The 15955-nt window shown below is 69.7% G+C and carries 17 protein-coding genes and 1 tRNA gene; 13 read left to right on the top strand and 5 right to left on the bottom strand.

Going from position 1 to position 15955, the window contains the following annotated elements:
- The first annotated feature begins 1 nt into the window (after position 1).
- The 6 genes from recF to AWQ71_RS25725 all read left to right on the top strand — a co-directional run bounded on the left by recF (position 2) and on the right by AWQ71_RS25725 (position 7603).
- Positions 2-1180 (top strand): DNA replication/repair protein RecF, encoded by a 1179-nt coding sequence (recF, locus tag AWQ71_RS25750; protein WP_067137557.1) that lies wholly within the window; start codon positions 2-4, stop codon positions 1178-1180.
- A 64-nt stretch (positions 1181-1244) separates the two neighbouring features.
- A complete protein-coding gene (locus AWQ71_RS25745) occupies positions 1245-1730 on the top strand; it encodes a DciA family protein (protein WP_084259293.1) in 486 nt (161 codons plus the stop codon).
- 289 nt (positions 1731-2019) lie between these two features.
- Complete coding sequence (gene gyrB / locus AWQ71_RS25740; protein WP_084259292.1) at positions 2020-3963, top strand: DNA topoisomerase (ATP-hydrolyzing) subunit B; 1944 nt, start codon at positions 2020-2022, stop codon at positions 3961-3963.
- Between the two features lie 13 nt (positions 3964-3976).
- Entirely contained in the window at positions 3977-6478 is a 2502-nt protein-coding gene (gene gyrA / locus AWQ71_RS25735) for a DNA gyrase subunit A (protein WP_067137551.1), read from the top strand.
- Between the two features lie 467 nt (positions 6479-6945).
- Positions 6946-7380, top strand: a complete 435-nt coding sequence (locus tag AWQ71_RS25730) for a DUF3566 domain-containing protein (protein WP_369407215.1) — start codon at positions 6946-6948, stop codon at positions 7378-7380.
- A gap of 149 nt (positions 7381-7529) precedes the next feature.
- Positions 7530-7603, top strand: a tRNA-Ile gene (locus tag AWQ71_RS25725).
- Positions 7604-7738: 135 nt separating this feature from the next.
- Here the strand turns inward: AWQ71_RS25725 and AWQ71_RS25720 are convergent.
- The 3 genes from AWQ71_RS25720 to AWQ71_RS25710 form a co-directional block, all read right to left on the bottom strand.
- Complete coding sequence (locus tag AWQ71_RS25720) at positions 7739-8698, bottom strand: NAD(P)H-dependent flavin oxidoreductase (RefSeq protein ID WP_067137709.1); 960 nt, start codon at positions 8696-8698, stop codon at positions 7739-7741.
- 98 nt (positions 8699-8796) lie between these two features.
- Positions 8797-9396: a DUF3885 domain-containing protein gene (locus AWQ71_RS25715; protein WP_067137550.1), complete on the bottom strand. Its 600-nt coding sequence runs from the start codon at positions 9394-9396 to the stop codon at positions 8797-8799.
- On the bottom strand, positions 9374-10282 hold the full coding sequence (locus AWQ71_RS25710; protein WP_067137548.1) for a LysR family transcriptional regulator: 909 nt from the start codon (positions 10280-10282) through the stop codon (positions 9374-9376). The genes AWQ71_RS25715 and AWQ71_RS25710 overlap by 23 nt, the downstream gene beginning before the upstream one ends.
- Before the next feature lie 328 nt (positions 10283-10610).
- Here AWQ71_RS25710 and AWQ71_RS25705 point away from each other — a divergent pair, with 328 nt between their 5' ends.
- The 3 genes from AWQ71_RS25705 to AWQ71_RS25695 are packed head-to-tail and all read left to right on the top strand — an operon-like array spanning position 10611 to position 12810.
- A complete protein-coding gene (locus AWQ71_RS25705) occupies positions 10611-11192 on the top strand; it encodes a dihydrofolate reductase family protein (protein WP_067137546.1) in 582 nt (193 codons plus the stop codon).
- 17 nt (positions 11193-11209) lie between these two features.
- Positions 11210-11587 (top strand): YciI family protein, encoded by a 378-nt coding sequence (locus tag AWQ71_RS25700; protein WP_067137544.1) that lies wholly within the window; start codon positions 11210-11212, stop codon positions 11585-11587.
- Positions 11569-12810, top strand: a complete 1242-nt coding sequence (locus AWQ71_RS25695; RefSeq protein WP_067137543.1) for an RNA polymerase sigma factor — start codon at positions 11569-11571, stop codon at positions 12808-12810. The genes AWQ71_RS25700 and AWQ71_RS25695 overlap by 19 nt, the downstream gene beginning before the upstream one ends.
- Here AWQ71_RS25695 and AWQ71_RS40555 read toward each other — a convergent pair.
- Positions 12749-12976 (bottom strand): helix-turn-helix domain-containing protein, encoded by a 228-nt coding sequence (locus tag AWQ71_RS40555; protein WP_218001965.1) that lies wholly within the window; start codon positions 12974-12976, stop codon positions 12749-12751. The two genes, AWQ71_RS25695 and AWQ71_RS40555, sit on opposite strands and share 62 nt — an antisense overlap.
- 133 nt (positions 12977-13109) lie before the next feature.
- Between AWQ71_RS40555 and AWQ71_RS25690 the strand changes: the two genes are divergently transcribed.
- Positions 13110-13832, top strand: a complete 723-nt coding sequence (locus AWQ71_RS25690) for an aspartate/glutamate racemase family protein (protein ID WP_067137708.1) — start codon at positions 13110-13112, stop codon at positions 13830-13832.
- A 91-nt stretch (positions 13833-13923) separates the two neighbouring features.
- Positions 13924-14454, top strand: coding sequence for an SRPBCC domain-containing protein (locus AWQ71_RS25685; RefSeq protein WP_067137541.1), 531 nt, complete (start codon positions 13924-13926; stop codon positions 14452-14454).
- Here the strand turns inward: AWQ71_RS25685 and AWQ71_RS40550 are convergent.
- Positions 14378-15019 (bottom strand): hypothetical protein, encoded by a 642-nt coding sequence (locus tag AWQ71_RS40550; protein ID WP_084259291.1) that lies wholly within the window; start codon positions 15017-15019, stop codon positions 14378-14380. The two genes, AWQ71_RS25685 and AWQ71_RS40550, sit on opposite strands and share 77 nt — an antisense overlap.
- Positions 15020-15302: 283 nt before the next feature.
- Between AWQ71_RS40550 and AWQ71_RS25675 the strand changes: the two genes are divergently transcribed.
- Positions 15303-15779 carry a hypothetical protein gene (locus tag AWQ71_RS25675; protein ID WP_157570571.1) on the top strand — a complete coding sequence of 159 codons (477 nt, stop codon included), beginning with the start codon at positions 15303-15305 and terminating at the stop codon, positions 15777-15779.
- Complete coding sequence (locus AWQ71_RS41950) at positions 15776-15928, top strand: hypothetical protein (protein WP_157570570.1); 153 nt, start codon at positions 15776-15778, stop codon at positions 15926-15928. The genes AWQ71_RS25675 and AWQ71_RS41950 overlap by 4 nt, the downstream gene beginning before the upstream one ends.
- Positions 15929-15955: the final 27 nt, after the last annotated feature.

Below are 15955 nucleotides of genomic sequence, written 5' to 3'. Positions count from 1 at the left end.
GGTGCGTGTGTGCCACCTGTCCCTGACCGACTTCCGGTCCTACCCCTCGGCCGAGATCGCCCTGGAACCCGGGGTGACGGCGTTCGTCGGTCCCAACGGGCACGGCAAGACCAACCTGGTCGAGGCGATCGGGTACGTCGCGACGCAGTCGAGCCACCGCGTCGCCACCGACGCCCCGTTGGTGCGGCACGGAGCCGAGCGGGCGATCGTCCGCGCGCTCGTCGCCAGGGACGAGCGCCGGGCGCTCGTCGAGTTGGAGATCAACCCGGGCCGGGCCAACCGGGCGCGGGTGAACCGCTCGCCGGTCGCGCGGCCGCGCGAGGCGCTCGGCCTGCTGCGCACGGTCCTGTTCGCTCCTGAGGACCTCGCCCTGGTCAAGGGCGACCCCTCGGAGCGGCGCCGCTTCCTCGACGACCTGCTGGTGGCCCGCGCGCCCCGTTTCGCCGGGGTCCGCGCGGACTACGACCGCGTGCTCAAGCAGCGCAACACGTTGCTGCGCACGGCCGCCGCGACCAAGGGGCGGCGGCGCGGCCCGCGCCGGCAGGACGATGAGGCGGCGTTCTCGTCGGCGGGCGCGGGCGACGTGCTGAGCACGCTCGACGTCTGGGACTCCCACCTCGTACGGCACGGCGCGGAGCTGCTCGCGGCCCGGCTGGACCTGGTCGAGGCGTTGCGCCCGCTGACCGCCAAGGCGTACGCGACGCTCGCGCCCGCCTCGGCCGCGGCGGATCTCGAGTATCGGACCGGCGTGAAGTTGTCCACAGACTGTGGACGATCGCGGGATATCCTCGAAGAGGCGTTGCGGGCGAGCCTCGCCGAGGCACGGCAGGCAGAGCTGGAGCGCGGCGTGACCCTGGTGGGGCCGCATCGCGACGACCTGCACCTGGCACTGGGCGAGCTGCCCGCCCGCGGATACGCGAGCCACGGCGAGTCGTGGTCGTTCGCGCTGGCACTGCGGTTGGCGGCCTACGACCTGCTCCGTGCGGACGGTGGCGATCCGGTGCTGATCCTTGACGACGTGTTCGCCGAGCTGGACGGCCAGCGCCGGACCCGGCTCGCGGAGATCGTCGCGCCCGCCGAGCAGGTGCTGATCACCGCGGCGGTGCCGGACGACGTCCCCGCCGAGCTGGCGGGCGCGCGGTTCGACGTCACCGAAGGGAGCGCCACCCGTGTCCGATGAGCCGTCCCAGGCGTCTGGCCCGGACCGTGCGAGCGAAGTGAGCGCCGTAAGCACAGCGGGCGCCATGAACACAGCGGCGAAGGGGGCGGCGCTCGCGCGGGAGAAGCTGGCCCAGGCGAAGTCCGACGCGGCCAGGCGGGGGCAGCTCCCCCGTACGGAGCCGCGCCGCAGGTCTCCGGGGCAGCGGCGGGACGCCGGCGATCCACAGCCCTTCGGCCAGGCGATCAGAGATCTGCTGGCCGCCCGGGGCTGGGAGCGTCCGGTCGCGGTGGGCGGGGTGTTCGGCCGCTGGCGCGAGATCGTGGGGCCCGATCTGGCGGCACACACGAGGCCGGAGTCTTTCGAGGACGGCGAGGTGCTCGTGGCGGCCGACTCCACCGCCTGGGCCACGCAGGTGCGGCTGCTCGCGGCCACTCTCGTGCGGCGGTTGAACGAGGAGCTCGGCGACGCCACGGTCAAGCGGGTCAAGGTGCGCGGTCCGGGGGCGGGGCCGCGGCAGGGCGGGTTGCGCGTCCGCGGTGGGCGGGGTCCCGGCGACACCTACGGCTAGGCCCCCTGATTGCCCCTGAGCGGCTGACCCCCTTCCATGAGGGGGAGTGCCTGAAAACATGATCGTCGCGCTACAGGGCATCACAGCGGCCGTCATTGCTACATAAGTGCTGTGAGCGCAGTAGAATGAACGCGGACTCAAGGACACGGTCCGCTTGCGCGTCACCCCGGTTCGAGGCCGGTTTCCTCTGGGTGATCGCACGGGGCTTACTCACGACGGTGACGGGCACGGCAGGGGCAGCCAGCAGGGGTCTCGCTCGCCACGTGTCCGCGGCAGGAGGATTTCGCACTTGTCCTACGACGCTAGCTCTATCACCGTTCTCGAAGGTCTGGAAGCGGTCCGCAAGCGCCCCGGCATGTACATCGGCTCGACGGGCGAGCGCGGTCTCCACCACCTGGTCTACGAAGTTGTGGACAACTCGGTCGACGAGGCTCTGGCGGGTTACTGCGACACCATTGAGGTGACGCTCCTTGCCGACAACGGGGTCAGGGTCGTCGACAACGGCCGTGGCATCCCGGTCGGTGAACACCCTGTGGAAAAGCGGCCCGCGGTCGAGCTCGTTCTGACCACGCTGCACGCCGGCGGCAAGTTCGACAGCAAGTCGTACGCCGTCTCCGGCGGTCTGCACGGCGTCGGCGTCTCCGTGGTGAACGCGCTGTCCACGCGGCTCGATGTGGAGATCCGCACCGACGGCTACTACTGGACCCAGCGTTACGAGCATTCCAAGCCGACCGGCCCGCTGCACAAGGGCGAGGCGACCGACAGCACCGGAACCTCGATCACGTTCTGGGCCGACGACGATATCTTCGAGACGACCACCTGGAACTTCGAGACGCTCTCGCGCCGGTTCCAGGAGACGGCCTTCCTCAACAAGGGCCTGACGATCGTCATCAAGGACGAGCGGCCGGATCACATCAACGGCGAGCCGGTCGTCGCGACCTACCACTACGAGGGCGGTCTGACCGACTTCGTCGGCTACCTCAACAAGAAGAAGGAGCCCATCCACGGCTCCGTCATCGACTTCGAGGAGCACGGCGACGGCATCTCGGTCGAGATCGCCATGCAGTGGAACGCCTCGTACTCCGAGTCGGTCTACACCTTCGCCAACATGATCAACACCGCCGAGGGCGGCACCCATGAGGAAGGCTTCCGCGCGGCGCTGACGAGCATCGTCAACCGGTACGCGCGCGAGCAGAAGTTCCTCAAGGAGGGCAAGGACGACAACCTCACCGGTGACGACATCCGCGAGGGACTCACCGCGATCATCTCGGTGAAGCTCGCCGACCCGCAGTTCGAGGGCCAGACCAAGGCCAAGCTCGGCAACACCGAGGCCAAGTCGTTCGTGCAGAAGGCGTGCAACGACCATCTGCGCGACTGGTTCGAGCGCAACCCCGGCGAGGCCAAGGACATCATCAGCAAGTCGCTCCAGGCCTCACGCGCCCGCATCGCCGCGCGCCAGGCCCGCGACCTGACGCGGCGCAAGTCGCTGCTGGAGAGCGGGAGCGGCCTGCCGGGCAAGCTGGCCGACTGCCAGTGGTCCGAGCCGGAGAAGTGCGAGCTGTACATCGTCGAGGGTGACTCGGCCGGCGGCTCGGCGAAGGGCGGCCGGGATCCCAAGTTCCAGGCGATCCTCCCCCTGCGCGGCAAGATCCTGAACGTCGAGAAGGCGCGCATCGACAAGGTCCTCAAGAACAACGAGGTCCAGGCGATGATCACCGCGCTCGGCACCGGCGTGCACGACGAGTTCGACATCTCCAAGCTCCGCTACCACAAGCTGATCCTGATGGCCGACGCCGACGTCGACGGCCAGCACATCACCACCCTGCTGCTGACGCTGCTGTTCCGCTTCATGCGGCCGCTGATCGAGGCAGGGCACGTCTACCTTTCCCAGCCTCCGCTGTACAAGATCAAGTGGGACCGCAAGGGCGAGGACGCGTCGTACGCGTTCTCCGACCGGGAGCGGGACGCGATCATCGAGGACGGCATCGCGCGCGGCAAGCGCGACCCGCGCCTGCACGACGGCGTCCAGCGCTTCAAGGGTCTCGGCGAGATGAACGCTCAGCAGCTGTGGGAGACCACGATGAACCCGGAGACCCGGGTCCTCCTCCAGGTGACGCTCGACGACGCCGCCCAGGCGGACGAGCTGTTCACCGTTCTGATGGGCGAGGACGTGGAAGCCCGCCGAAACTTCATCATCCGCAACGCCCGTGACGTCCGCTTCCTCGACGTGTAAGGACTGACTTTTCGTGACGGAAGTGAACACTCCGCCTGGACCGCCCGCTGACCGCATCGAACCGGTGGACATCCAGTCCGAGATGCAGCGCAGCTACATGGACTACGCGATGTCGGTCATCGTGTCGCGTGCCCTGCCCGACGTGCGCGACGGGCTCAAGCCCGTGCACCGCCGGGTGCTGTACGCGATGTTCGACGGCGGCTACCGGCCCGACCGCGGATATTTCAAGTGCTCCCGCGTCGTCGGCGACGTCATGGGCTCCTACCACCCGCATGGCGACACGTCGATCTACGACGCCGTCGTACGGCTCGCGCAGCCCTGGTCGATGCGCTACCCGCTGGTCGACGGCCAGGGCAACTTCGGCTCGCCGGGCAACGACCCGGCCGCCGCGATGCGGTACACCGAGTGCCGCCTCGCGCCGATCGCCATGGAGCTGCTCCGGGACATCGACAAGGACACCGTCGACTTCCAGCCCAACTACGACGGGCGGTCGCAGGAGCCGGTCGTCCTGCCGTCGAGGTTCCCCAACCTCCTGGTGAACGGCTCCGCCGGCATCGCGGTCGGCATGGCGACGAACATCCCGCCGCACAACCTCCGCGAGGTGGCCGAGGGCGTCAAGTGGAGCCTGGAGAACCCCGACGCGAGCGATGAGGAGCTGCTCGAGGCGCTCATCGCGCGGGTGAAGGGCCCCGACTTCCCGACCGGCGCGCTGATCGTCGGCCGCAGGGGCATCGACGACGCGTACCGCACCGGCCGCGGCTCGATCACCATGCGAGCCATCGTGGAGGTCGAGGAGGACGCCAAGGGCCGGCAGTGCCTGGTCGTGACGGCCCTGCCGTACCAGGTGAACCCGGACAACCTCGCCCTCACCATCGCCGAGCTGGTCAAGGACGGCCGGGTCACCGGCATCGCGGACGTCCGTGACGAGACGTCCTCGCGCACCGGCCAGCGGCTGGTGATCGTGCTCAAGCGCGACGCCGTCGCCAAGGTCGTACTGAACAACCTGTACAAGCACACCCAGCTGCAGACCACCTTCGGCGCGAACATGATCGCGTTGGTGGACGGTGTGCCGCGCACGCTGCGGATCGACCAGTTCGTCAAGTACTACATCGAGCACCAGATCGAGGTCGTCGTCCGGCGGACCAGGTTCCTGCTGCGCAAGGCCGAGGAGCGGGCGCACATCCTGCGCGGTCTGCTCAGGGCGCTCGACCGGATGGACGAGGTCATCGCCCTCATCCGGCGGTCGCCGTCGGCGGCCGAGGCCCAGGGCGGCCTGATGACGCTGCTGGACATCGACCAGGTCCAGGCGCAGGCCATCCTCGACATGCAGCTGCGCAAGCTGGCCGCCCTCGAACGGCAGCAGATCCAGGACGAGTACGACGGCCTGATGGCGCAGATCGCCGACTTCCAGAGCATCCTCGCCTCGCCGGAGCGGCAGCGGACCATCGTCTCCGAGGAACTCGGCGAGATCGTGGCCAAGTTCGGCGACGAGCGGAAGACCGAGATCATCGCCTACGAGGGCGACATGTCGATCGAGGACCTGATCGCCGAAGAGGACATGGTCGTCACGATCACCCGCGGCGGGTACGCGAAGCGCACCAACATGGACCTGTACCGCGCGCAGAAGCGTGGCGGCAAGGGCGTCCGGGGCGCGCAGCTCCGCCAGGACGACATCGTCGAGCACTTCTTCGTGACCACGACGCACCACTGGCTGCTCGCCTTCACCAACAAGGGGCGGGTCTACCGGGTCAAGGCGTACGAGCTGCCGGACTCGGGCCGGGACGCGCGTGGGCAGCACCTGGCGAACCTGCTCGCCATGCAGCCGGACGAGCACGTCATGGAGATCCTCGACCTCCGCGACTACGACGTGGCGCCCTACCTGGTGCTGGCCACGCGCAGCGGCCTGGTGAAGAAGACGCGGCTGTCTGAGTACGACTCACCGCGGTCCGGCGGTCTCATCGCGATCAATCTGCGTGAGGACGACGAAGTGATCGCGGCCCGGCTCGTCTCCGAGGACGACGACCTGCTCCTCGTCTCCAAGGATGCGCAGTCGATCCGGTTCACCGCTTCCGACGAGGCGCTCCGCCCGATGGGGCGCGCCACCAGCGGCGTGATCGGCATGCGGTTCCTCGAAGATGACGAGCTTCTCGCGATGAACGTCATCGGCGACGGCGACGACGTGCTGATCGCGACCGAGGGCGGATATGCAAAGCGGACGCCAGCGAGTCAATATCCGGTTCAGGGCCGCGGAGGTAAGGGCGTGCTGACGGCGAAAATCGTCAGCTCTCGTGGCAAGCTGGTCGGTGCCGTTATGGTTCGTCCGGAGGACGAAGTTTTCGCGATCACGTCAGCTGGTGGGGTGATCCGGACCAGCGCCGGCGAAATCAAGCAGTCCGGCCGGCAGACCATGGGTGTGCGCCTGATGAACCTCGCCGAAGGCGACAGCGTCGTGGCCCTCGCCCGGAATGCCGAGTCGTTGGAGACCGAGGAAGACGGGGCAGGAGACGAGGCATGAGCAACTCCAGCGGCGAGAACGCGGCCGGCGCGCCAAAGAAGAAAGCAGGAGGCGCCCGTCCCGCTTCTTCACCGATGCGGGATCAGGTGACCGAGCGGGTCGGCGAAAGCGGTAGCGTCGCTGGGGTGGCGCGCGAAGCAGATGTGACACCTCCGGGCAAGGACGGCAAAGCCGGAGATTCGGCACGGCCCCGGCCCGGAGGGCCGGACCAATCCTGGAAGCCGTCCGCCGACGGCGGCGCTCCGCGGCCCGGTGCGCCGGGCGGAGGGCCGCAGCGGCCGGGCGGCAATCCCGGCGGCCCGGGGGCGAGCGGTCCCGGTGCGGGCGGTCCGAGCGGGAACGGTCCCGCCGGCTCCGGCGCGGCTCCCGGCAGGCAGGTCGCCGGCCCGGGTCCGACGGCCGCCTACCCTCGGCCCGCCACGGGCTCCACGCCCAAGCCGGGCGCGGGCGCGTCTAGCGCGTCCGAGTTGCCTCTGCGGACCGATCCGGCCCCCGACGGCAAGCCGGCGATCCGCGCCCCGCGTAAGGCCCACCTGGTGCTCCGCCGGGTGGAGCCGTGGTCGGCGATGAAGTTCAGCTTCGTCCTGTCGCTGGTCTGCTTCGTGGTGCTGTTCGTCGCCGTGGCCGTGCTGTACGGCGTGCTCTCGGCCCTTGGCGTCTTCGACACCATCACCGACATGGTCACCCAGCTCACCTCCGGCGACGGCGGCAAGGCGACGAGTGACCTCGCCAAGAGCATCGAGTCGTGGTTCGACCCGGTCCGCATCCTCGGCTACACGGCCCTGCTCGGTGCGATCAACGTCGTTCTCATCACCGCGCTGTCCACGCTGGGCGCCGTCATCTACAACCTGTCGTCCAGCCTCGTCGGTGGCATCGAGGTCACCTTCAGCGAGGCCGAGTAGCCCGCTCCGGTACGGTCGCCGCTCGCCGGGCGGTGGCCGTACCAGTCCGGCGGCCCGACCAGCCCGCCGGACAGGGTAAGCTTTCTCTCGTTCGAGCAACGGAATTCGCCTCCGTCTTACGGATGCGGTAACGTTCGTTGCGCGTACGAGGGGCTATAGCTCAGTCGGTTAGAGCGCTTCCCTGATAAGGAAGAGGTCCCAGGTTCAAGTCCTGGTAGCCCCACTTCGATAAACGCCCCGAAGCGATCAAGCTCCGGGGCCTTTTTATTGCCACCTGTACTGCAACAGCCTCATTCGATGAGTTTCACCGCGGCACGTGACGAACGAGCCGGAACGGTGCCGATGGTTGGTGGGTCGGTCAGCGGCGTCCCGCTCGGGTCAGTGCGTCCTCGGCCTGGGTGGCCATCGCGGTGACCAGGTCCTGCGCTGAGGGCAGGTCGGTGATGAGGTCGACGGCCTCGCCCGCCCAAACCGGCTGCGAGGGGATCGCGCCGCGTGCCACGTCGTCCTGGTAGTCCTGAAGGGCTTGGGGCTCGGCGGCGAGCTCGGCCTCCCTGCCACGCCAGCGGTCGAGATAGGGGTGGCCGAGGGTGCGGGCGGGGTACTTCGACGGCCAGCTGGAGCCTCGTGCGATGTCCAGCACGGTGCTGCGCTCGGTGTCCTCCCCCCGCCCCTCGAGGATCGCCTTGGTGATCGAGGGATCGACCAGAGCCTCGGTGGTGGCCTGGAATCGGGTGCCGATGAGTGCCCCGGCAGCGCCCAGCACGAGAGCCGCCGCCACCCCGCGCCCGTCGGCGATCCCGCCCGCCGCCAGCACCGGCACCGGCGCTACGAGATCCACCACCGTGGGCACGAACGGCAGGGTGGACCGTCCGCGCACGGCTCCGTGCCCACCGCTCTCGGTTCCCTGGGCCACGATCACATCGGCGCCCAGGTCCACGGCCCGCCTGGCCTCCTCCAGATCGGTGACCTGGAGGATCAACAGAGCCTCCGCCCGGCGGACATGCTCCACGTACGGGCTCGGATCGCCGAAGGACAGCATCACGGCGCTGGGGCCGTAGCTCAGCGCCAGCTCCACCGCGGCGAGATCGATCCCCCAGGTCAGGAATCCGACCCCCCACGGCCCTTCAGTGCTCGCGACGATCGGCACCTCACGTGCCAGCCACTCCGGGTCTCCGTACGCGCCGCCCAGAATCCCGAACCCGCCACCGCGGGAGACGGCTGCGGCCAGCGCGCCACCGGCCGACCCACCCATCGGCGCCAGCGCGATCGGATATCGCACGCCGAGCATCTCTGTGAACACCGTCGACAATGTCATGATCACAGCATGCCGTCTCGTCCGGGGGGTCGCACGCGGAAGCTCTTCGTGCTCTCGGGATCGCCGCCACTTGTCCACAGCCTGTGTGCCGAGGACCTCTAGTAGCCCGATGGATGGTTCGACAACCAGGTACGGTGCCGCTCCCTGAGGGCGTCACGTTCTGAGCACGTGGGCAGTATCACGTCGGTGCCGCCGTCGTAAGGGTGGTACAGCCATCGGAGGTCCGAAGGGCCGAGGATCACGCCGCCGATCTCGTCGTCCGCGACCGCTCGCAGCACGGTGTCGACGATGCCGGGACACCATGGTCGTAGCTCGGCATAGAGCTGCGTATAGGCGTGGAAATCGGGGTCGTCTGGCTCTTCGATGAGAGTCTGCCAATGCCGCGCTGACGGCGCGACCTGGGATCGCCTCGGCCACCGGTGGGGTGTGATCGCCGCAGTGTTCGTCCAGTCGGCCGTGATGATCAGGAGGTCCGCGCCCGGATCGAGTTCGGACAGCAGGGTGTAGTGGCGGTCGAGCACGACCGCGTATTCCGCCTCATTGTCCGGATAGCGCTTGGACTCCGGCAGGCTGTGAAATCTGACCCAACGGTCCGGATAGTGGCCGCGCAGCCAGTGGGCGAACGGCGGGCACTCGGGCCACTGTTGTTCCCAGAGTCGGCTCAGCGTGCGCGGATCAAGGTCGCCGTTGGTGAGCACTATGCCTCCTGTCGGAGGGGTCGAGGACGGCCAGGAAGCGGGTGAGGAGCGCGCTTGGCTCGGTGGCCCGCCGGACGAGATGCAGCGTGGTCGCGGTGCCCGCGAGCCGCCGGGGCGTCACCCCCTCGCGACGCAGGACGCGGTAGGAGTCCGTCATGACGGCCGCGCCGAAGCCCGCGGCGACCAGGGCGAGGATCGTCTGCACGCTCCGGCCCCGGGCCCCGATGCGCGGCACGATCCCGGCGTGATGGCACAGCGCGAGGATCTCGTCGTGGGAGTGGGGTGCGGACTCGCGCGGCCACAGGACCAGCGGGATGTCTCCGAGAACGGAGACCGGTGCCGGTTCGCGGGTCGCCGCGCGTGGGTGGGCGGACGGCAGGAAGACGGTGAGCGGCTCCCGCGTCCAGACGCGGGTGGCGAGCCGGGCGTCGCGGACCGGCAGCCGCTGCACCGCCACGTCGATGCTGCCGTCCAGGACGCCCGCCGACATCTCGGCGTCGTCGAACATCTCCACCAGCCGCAGATCGACGTCGGGGAGGCGGAGCCGGAGGCGCCCGAGAGCCTCCCCCAGCGCCCCGTTGATGCCCGATCCGGCGAACGCGACCGTCACGCGTCCGGTCCTGCCCTGGGCAGCCAGTCGTACGTCGTCGAGGGCCGTCTCGGCCTCGGCCAGGACGGTGACCGCGCGGCGCAGCAGGGCTTCGCCGGCGGCGGTGGGTACGAGCCCGCGGCCCGAACGGGCGAACAGGTCGACGCCCAGCCGCCGTTCCAGTTCGCGCAGTTGCCTGCTCAGGGTCGGCTGGGTGAGGTGCAGCCGACGAGCGGCGCCGCTGATCGACCCCTCCTCGGCGATCGCGATCACGTAGCCGAGCATGCGCAGATCCATCCATACCTCCCGGGCATGACCGCTAGGCCGATCGATGCCTCACAGTAAGGCCTGACTTGGCTCCAGCTTCAGGATCATGACTGCGTGCGGGGCGCTGACCTCGGGATTCGCTGCCGGGAGCGGCGAAATGCGCACACTGAACAGGTGGCTCGTGTGGGCCCTGTCCCTGTACGTGCGTGTCCGGACGGCCAGGCATAGCCGCCTGCGTGGTCAGGTTTCAAGGGTCTCCACGTGTGGACCGGCAGGTGTCTGTCTGCCCCTCCCGACCTCGTCATCACTCCGCCAGGCACTACCGCGGCCTGGACGATCACGAGATGAGGAGTACGGGGTGGGCACGATCAGCGCTTTCGAGAGCGTCTGTGTGGACGGCGTCATGCAAGGGCCGGGCCGGGCGGGCGAGGACACCAGGGGTGGATTCCATCACGGCGGTTGGGGCATCGGGTACACCGACGAGGTGATCGGGAAGTTCGTCGGGTCGGGGATCGGCAGAGCCACGGCGATGCTCTTCGGGCGTCGGACGTACGACGACCTTCTGGGTCACTGGACAGCGGTGACCGACCCCAACCCGTTCACCGAGGTGCTGATGAACTCGCGCAAGTACGTCGCCTCACGCGAGGCGGGCAGCGAACTCGCCTACCCCAACTCCACGCCGCTGGTGGGGGAAGCGGCCGGCACCGTCGCACGGCTGAAGGACGAGGTCGACGGCGTGATCAGGGTGATCGGCAGCGGTGAGCTGGTGCGCTCACTCCATGCGGCGGGCCTGGTCGAGGAGTACGTCCTGCTGATCCACCCAATCGTGCTCGGTTCGGGCACGCGGCTGTTCGGCGAGGGGGAACACACCAACCTGACGCTCCAGGAGGCGATCACGGCCACGACCGGTGTGGTGATCGCACGCTACCGGGTCAAGTGACGAGGGAGGATCGGGATATGCGGTACATGCTGTTGTTCCACTATGGCGAGGAGAACGAGGAGTCGATCGGGGCCGAGGCGATAGCCGCAGGGATGCGAGCCATGGCCAGTTACGCCGTGACGCTGGAGCAGGCCGGGATTCTGGTGAGCGGCCAGGTGTTGCAGCCGTCGGCCAGCTCGACCACACTCACGTTGGTCGACGGGGAGCCGCGCATCCAGGACGGGCCGTTCGCCGACACCAAGGAGCAGCTCGGCGGCGTGATCGTCATCGAGGTGCCGGATCTGGACGCCGCCCTGGAGTGGGCGCGGCAGGCGCCGCCGCTGTCGTGGGGCACCGTCGAGGTCCGGCCCGGTGCCGTGCACATCGAGGCCGGGACATGGGTTCCATCATCGTGACCGGCGAGACGGCCGCGCACGTCGCCGAGCGCACCGCACGGGCGTCCTACGGCCGGCTGGTCGCCCTGCTGGCCGCTCCGACCGGCGACCTCGAACTCGCCGAAGACGCCCTGGCCCAGGCTTTCGAGCAGGCTCTGACCACGTGGCCGCGCGACGGCGTACCGGACAACCCCGAGGGCTGGCTGTTCACGGTCGCACGCAACCGTCAGCGGGATCTGTGGAAGTCCGCCGCCCACCGCCGCAACCAGCCGCTGGAAGCGGCCACCGACATCGCTGCCGACGCCGTCTCGCCACTGAATTATCTCGACCCGGACCAGATCCCCGACCCGCGGCTGGCCTTGCTGTTCGTCTGCGCGCACCCGGCCATCGCCGCCAACGTCCGTACCCCGCTGATGCTTCAGGCCGTGCTCGGGTTCGACTCCGCCCAGATCGCGCGGGCCTTCGCCCTACCCGCCGGGGCGATGTCGCAACGCCTGGTGCGGGCCAAGCGCCGGATCCGGGATGCCAAGATCCCCTTCGCCGTTCCCGGGCGGCAGGCCATGCCCCAGCGGCTGCCGCCGGTGCTCGAGGCGGTGTACGGCTGCTACGCACTGGCCTTTCCGGAACGGGGCGACGAGGCGTCGCTCGCGGGCGAGGCCCGGTATCTGGCCGTCACCACCGCGACGCTGCTCGGCGACGAACCTGAGGCGTGGGCGCTGGCGGCGCTGCTCACCCTTGCCTCGGCACGCGCCACGACTCCCCGCGATTGCTATCTACCGCTGCAGGACCAGGCCCCAGACGATTGGGATCACCGCCTCATCACCGAGGGCGAAGCCTATCTCCGCCGCGCCGAGCGGCCCGGCCGGCCGCCCGGGCGCTTCCAGCTCGAGGCGGCCATCCAGGCGGTCCACTGCGATCGGGCCCGCAGCGGTGCCACCGACTGGGACGCACTGCGCACCCTCTACACGGCTCTGGTCGCGATCGCGCCGAGTCTGGGCAGCCGGGTCGCGCACGCCGCCGTCATCGGCCGCACCCAATCACCGCAAACGGGGCTGTCGCTGCTGGAGGCATTGCCCGTCGAGCGGGAGCGGTTCCAGCCGTATCACGCAGCACGCGGCGATCTACTCGCCCAGCTCGGCCGGCGCCAGGACGCGGTCGCGGCCTACGCCCAGGCGGCCACGCTCAGCGCGGATCCCGCTCTCCGGGCCTTTCTCGAGCGGCGGACCAAGGAACTATCGCGCTGACCGGCATTCCCTGCTGATCACGAACCCGGCCGCGGCCTGAGCGCGCGAACAGGTCGACGCCCAGCCGCCGTTCCAGTTCGCGCAGTTGCCTGCTCAGGGTCGGCTGGGTGAGGTGCAGCCGACGAGCGGCGCCGCGGATCGACTTTTCCTCGGCGATCGCGATCACTCAGTCGAGCACGCGTAGATCCATCCATACCTCCCGGGCATGACCGCTATGCCGATCGATGCCTCACGGTAAGAGACGGAGGCGCGCCGGTGCCAGGATGGAGGAACCCGCCTGCCTGACCCCCGGAGAAGCCATGCGTCACCTCGGCATCCTCGCCCACAGCACCGGAGGGGCCGCGCTGTGCTTCCTCGAGTTCTGCCAGGAGGGGTTCCGGCGGCTGGGCCGTCACGAGCACCCCGATGTGACGCTCGACTACATCGCCTTCGGGTACAGCATGCCGGCCTGGGACGCCGGAGATCACACGACGATCAGGACCACCCTGGCCAGGAGCGTGGAGCGGCTCGCCCGCGCGGGCGCGGATTTCTTCGTCTGTCCGGACAACACCGCCCACATGGCTCTTGAGGTGCCCGGACCCGATCTCGCCCTGCCGGGGCTGCACATCGCGGATGTGGTCGCCGACCAGGCCGCTCGTGAGGGGCGCGGGCGCGTCGGCGTACTGGGGACGACGTACACGATGGACGGCCCGCTGTACCCGCGGGCCCTTGCCGCCCGGGGCATCGCCGCCGAGGTGCCGGATGCCGACGACCGCCGGATCGTCAACGAGATCATCTTCGATGAGTTGGTGAACGGCGTGGTCACCGAGGCCTCGCGACAGGAGTACGGCCGCGTCATCGGCCGGCTGGCGGCCCGGGGTTGTGACGCCGTCGCCCTGGTGTGCACGGAGATTCCGCTGTTGGTCACTCCCGAGGCGTCTCCCTTGCCTACGCTGGACTCGACCCGCCTGCTGGCCCGCGCCGCGTACGAGGTGGCGGCCGGTCACTTCGCCCTGCCGTCCTGGCGCGGCGGCCCGATGTGAGCCCGGCCCCCTTCGAGTAGAGGAGCCGCTGGTCGGGTACGTACGGCACTCGCGGGCGGCGGCGAGCCCATCTCGACGATGAGGAGCAGTGATGACGGACGGCATCATCGAGCGTGACGGTGAACAGGTCGTCTTCCGGTACGAACGCCGCCTGGCGCGGCCCCTGGACGCCGCCTGGCACGCCGTCACCGACCCGGCGGAGATCGAGCGCTGGGGCGGGGCGCGCACCGAACTCGACCTCCGCCCCGGCGGGCAGTTCGTCTCGTATCACCAGGGCGGCCATCGCGTCGAGGACCGCGTGTTGCGGGCGGAGCCGCCGCACCTGTTCGAGCACACCTATTTCAAGGACGTCAACCCCGGCGCCGTCGTGACCTGGCGGCTCCAGAAGGCCGACACCGGCGCGCTGCTCACCTTCACCCACCGCCTGCCCATGGACGACGTACGGGCGGCGGCGGAGGGGATCGCGGCGGGAGACGATCCGCGCACCATCCTGGCCCGCAACGGCGCGGGGTGGCACCACGTGCTCGACATGCTCGGGGCGTATCTCAGCGGCCAGAGCCTGCCCTGGTCGCCGCAGGAGCAGCAGGCCCTCCAGCGGCACTACGCGACGCTGATCCCGTAGCGGCCGGAGTGTCGAACGTGGCTCTCCGGTGGCGTCGCCAGTACGAGAAGGTGACGGCGAGCAGCAGGGGGCTCCAGCCGAGCAGCGGCGCGTAGCAGACGATCAGCACCGCGACGCCCCTCGAGGACAGGACGGTGGAGATGGTTGTGTCACCGCGCAGCGCCCAGGCGCAGATCATGGCGATGAGCGCGGCGCCGACGCAGGCGGCCGTGACGGCGGCGGCCGGCCGTACTCTTCTGCCGCCGACGAAGGGGATCCAGCGGGGCGCCACCTCGCCCCAGGGGCGGACCAGGCCGAGGGTCATGAACGCGGCCAGTTCGCTGATCAGGCTCAGCGAGAGGATGTACGCGATCTCTCCCGGGCCGATGTGGGGTCCTCCGGCCGGGAGGTGGTCGGCGTAGCCGATCGGGAGGCCGGTCACCAGCGCCACCCGCCACAGTCCCGAGGGCAGGACCAGCAGCGGCACGGTGTGGGCCGCCCAGACCGCCCAGCGAGGCGGCGGCGGGACGATGGGGAGCGCGCGTGTCGCGGGGACGTGGGGGCTGGCGTCGGCTCGGCTGCTCATGTTTTCAGCGTCCCGGCGGCGGAGGGCCCAGGCCTCCCCCGTAGGTGCCGGCCGTCTCCCTCTTGCGGGGGAGCGGCCCGGCATCGGCCGTCAGCTGAACGGGGGCCTCGGCGAATGGACAAACGTCACATAGCCACAGAAAATCGGAGAAACAGAAACACCCCTAGCATCAGTGACGTGCGGGAACGAAGGGGAAGTAGCCGAACGGGCCCGCTCCGGTGAAGCGGATCGCGACGCCGAGGCCGCGACGCCGAGATCGCGGTGCAGACGACAAGGGGGAAACGTGCGAAGGATCCTGATCGCGGCTGTGGTCGCCGCGCTCAGTGCGACAGTGGCGGCGTGCGGGCAGAGCGCGGGCGAGGCGGCGTCCACGGGGGCGCCGGCCACGGCCGGGACGTCGCCCGAGGCCGTGGTGGCGACGCCTCCGACCGCCTCGCCCATCTACGTGAACAACCTGTACGGGGCCGAGCAGGGACGGGATGACAGCAGTCCGGCGAACCTGGTGCTGTCGGAGTTCAGCTCCATGAACGGGATCACCTGGACGAGCTGGGGGCCGGACCAGGCGGTCGGCACCGGTGCCCTGAGCGGGACCTGGTGCCTGCCCGGCTGCACGGAGAAGCCGTACGACGCGACGGTCACGCTCAGCGGCGTCGCGACGGTGAAGGGCACGCGGTATTTCACCCAGTTCGCGGTCGACGGCGACTTCCCCAAGCCCGGCGACCCCGCCGACAAGCTCACCGGTTCGCTGCCGACGCCGTGAACATGATCCGGACCGGGGCGCGGATCCGTTCGCGCGTCCCGGCCGGTCAGGCGCGGGCCATCGGAGCCGACCGCATCTTCGAGAACACCCAGGGCGGCGCGCCGGTCCGGCTCGACCTTCGCGAGAGCGTGCGGCGCCCGCCGGGCTGAGCCCCGGGCGTCGGAATCAACCCCACC

The organism is Microtetraspora malaysiensis (assembly GCF_001528665.1).
GTDB lineage: Bacteria > Actinomycetota > Actinomycetes > Streptosporangiales > Streptosporangiaceae > Microtetraspora_A > Microtetraspora_A malaysiensis.
Note: the sequence above shows the minus strand (reverse complement) of the source record. Positions and strands in the feature narration are given on the sequence as shown.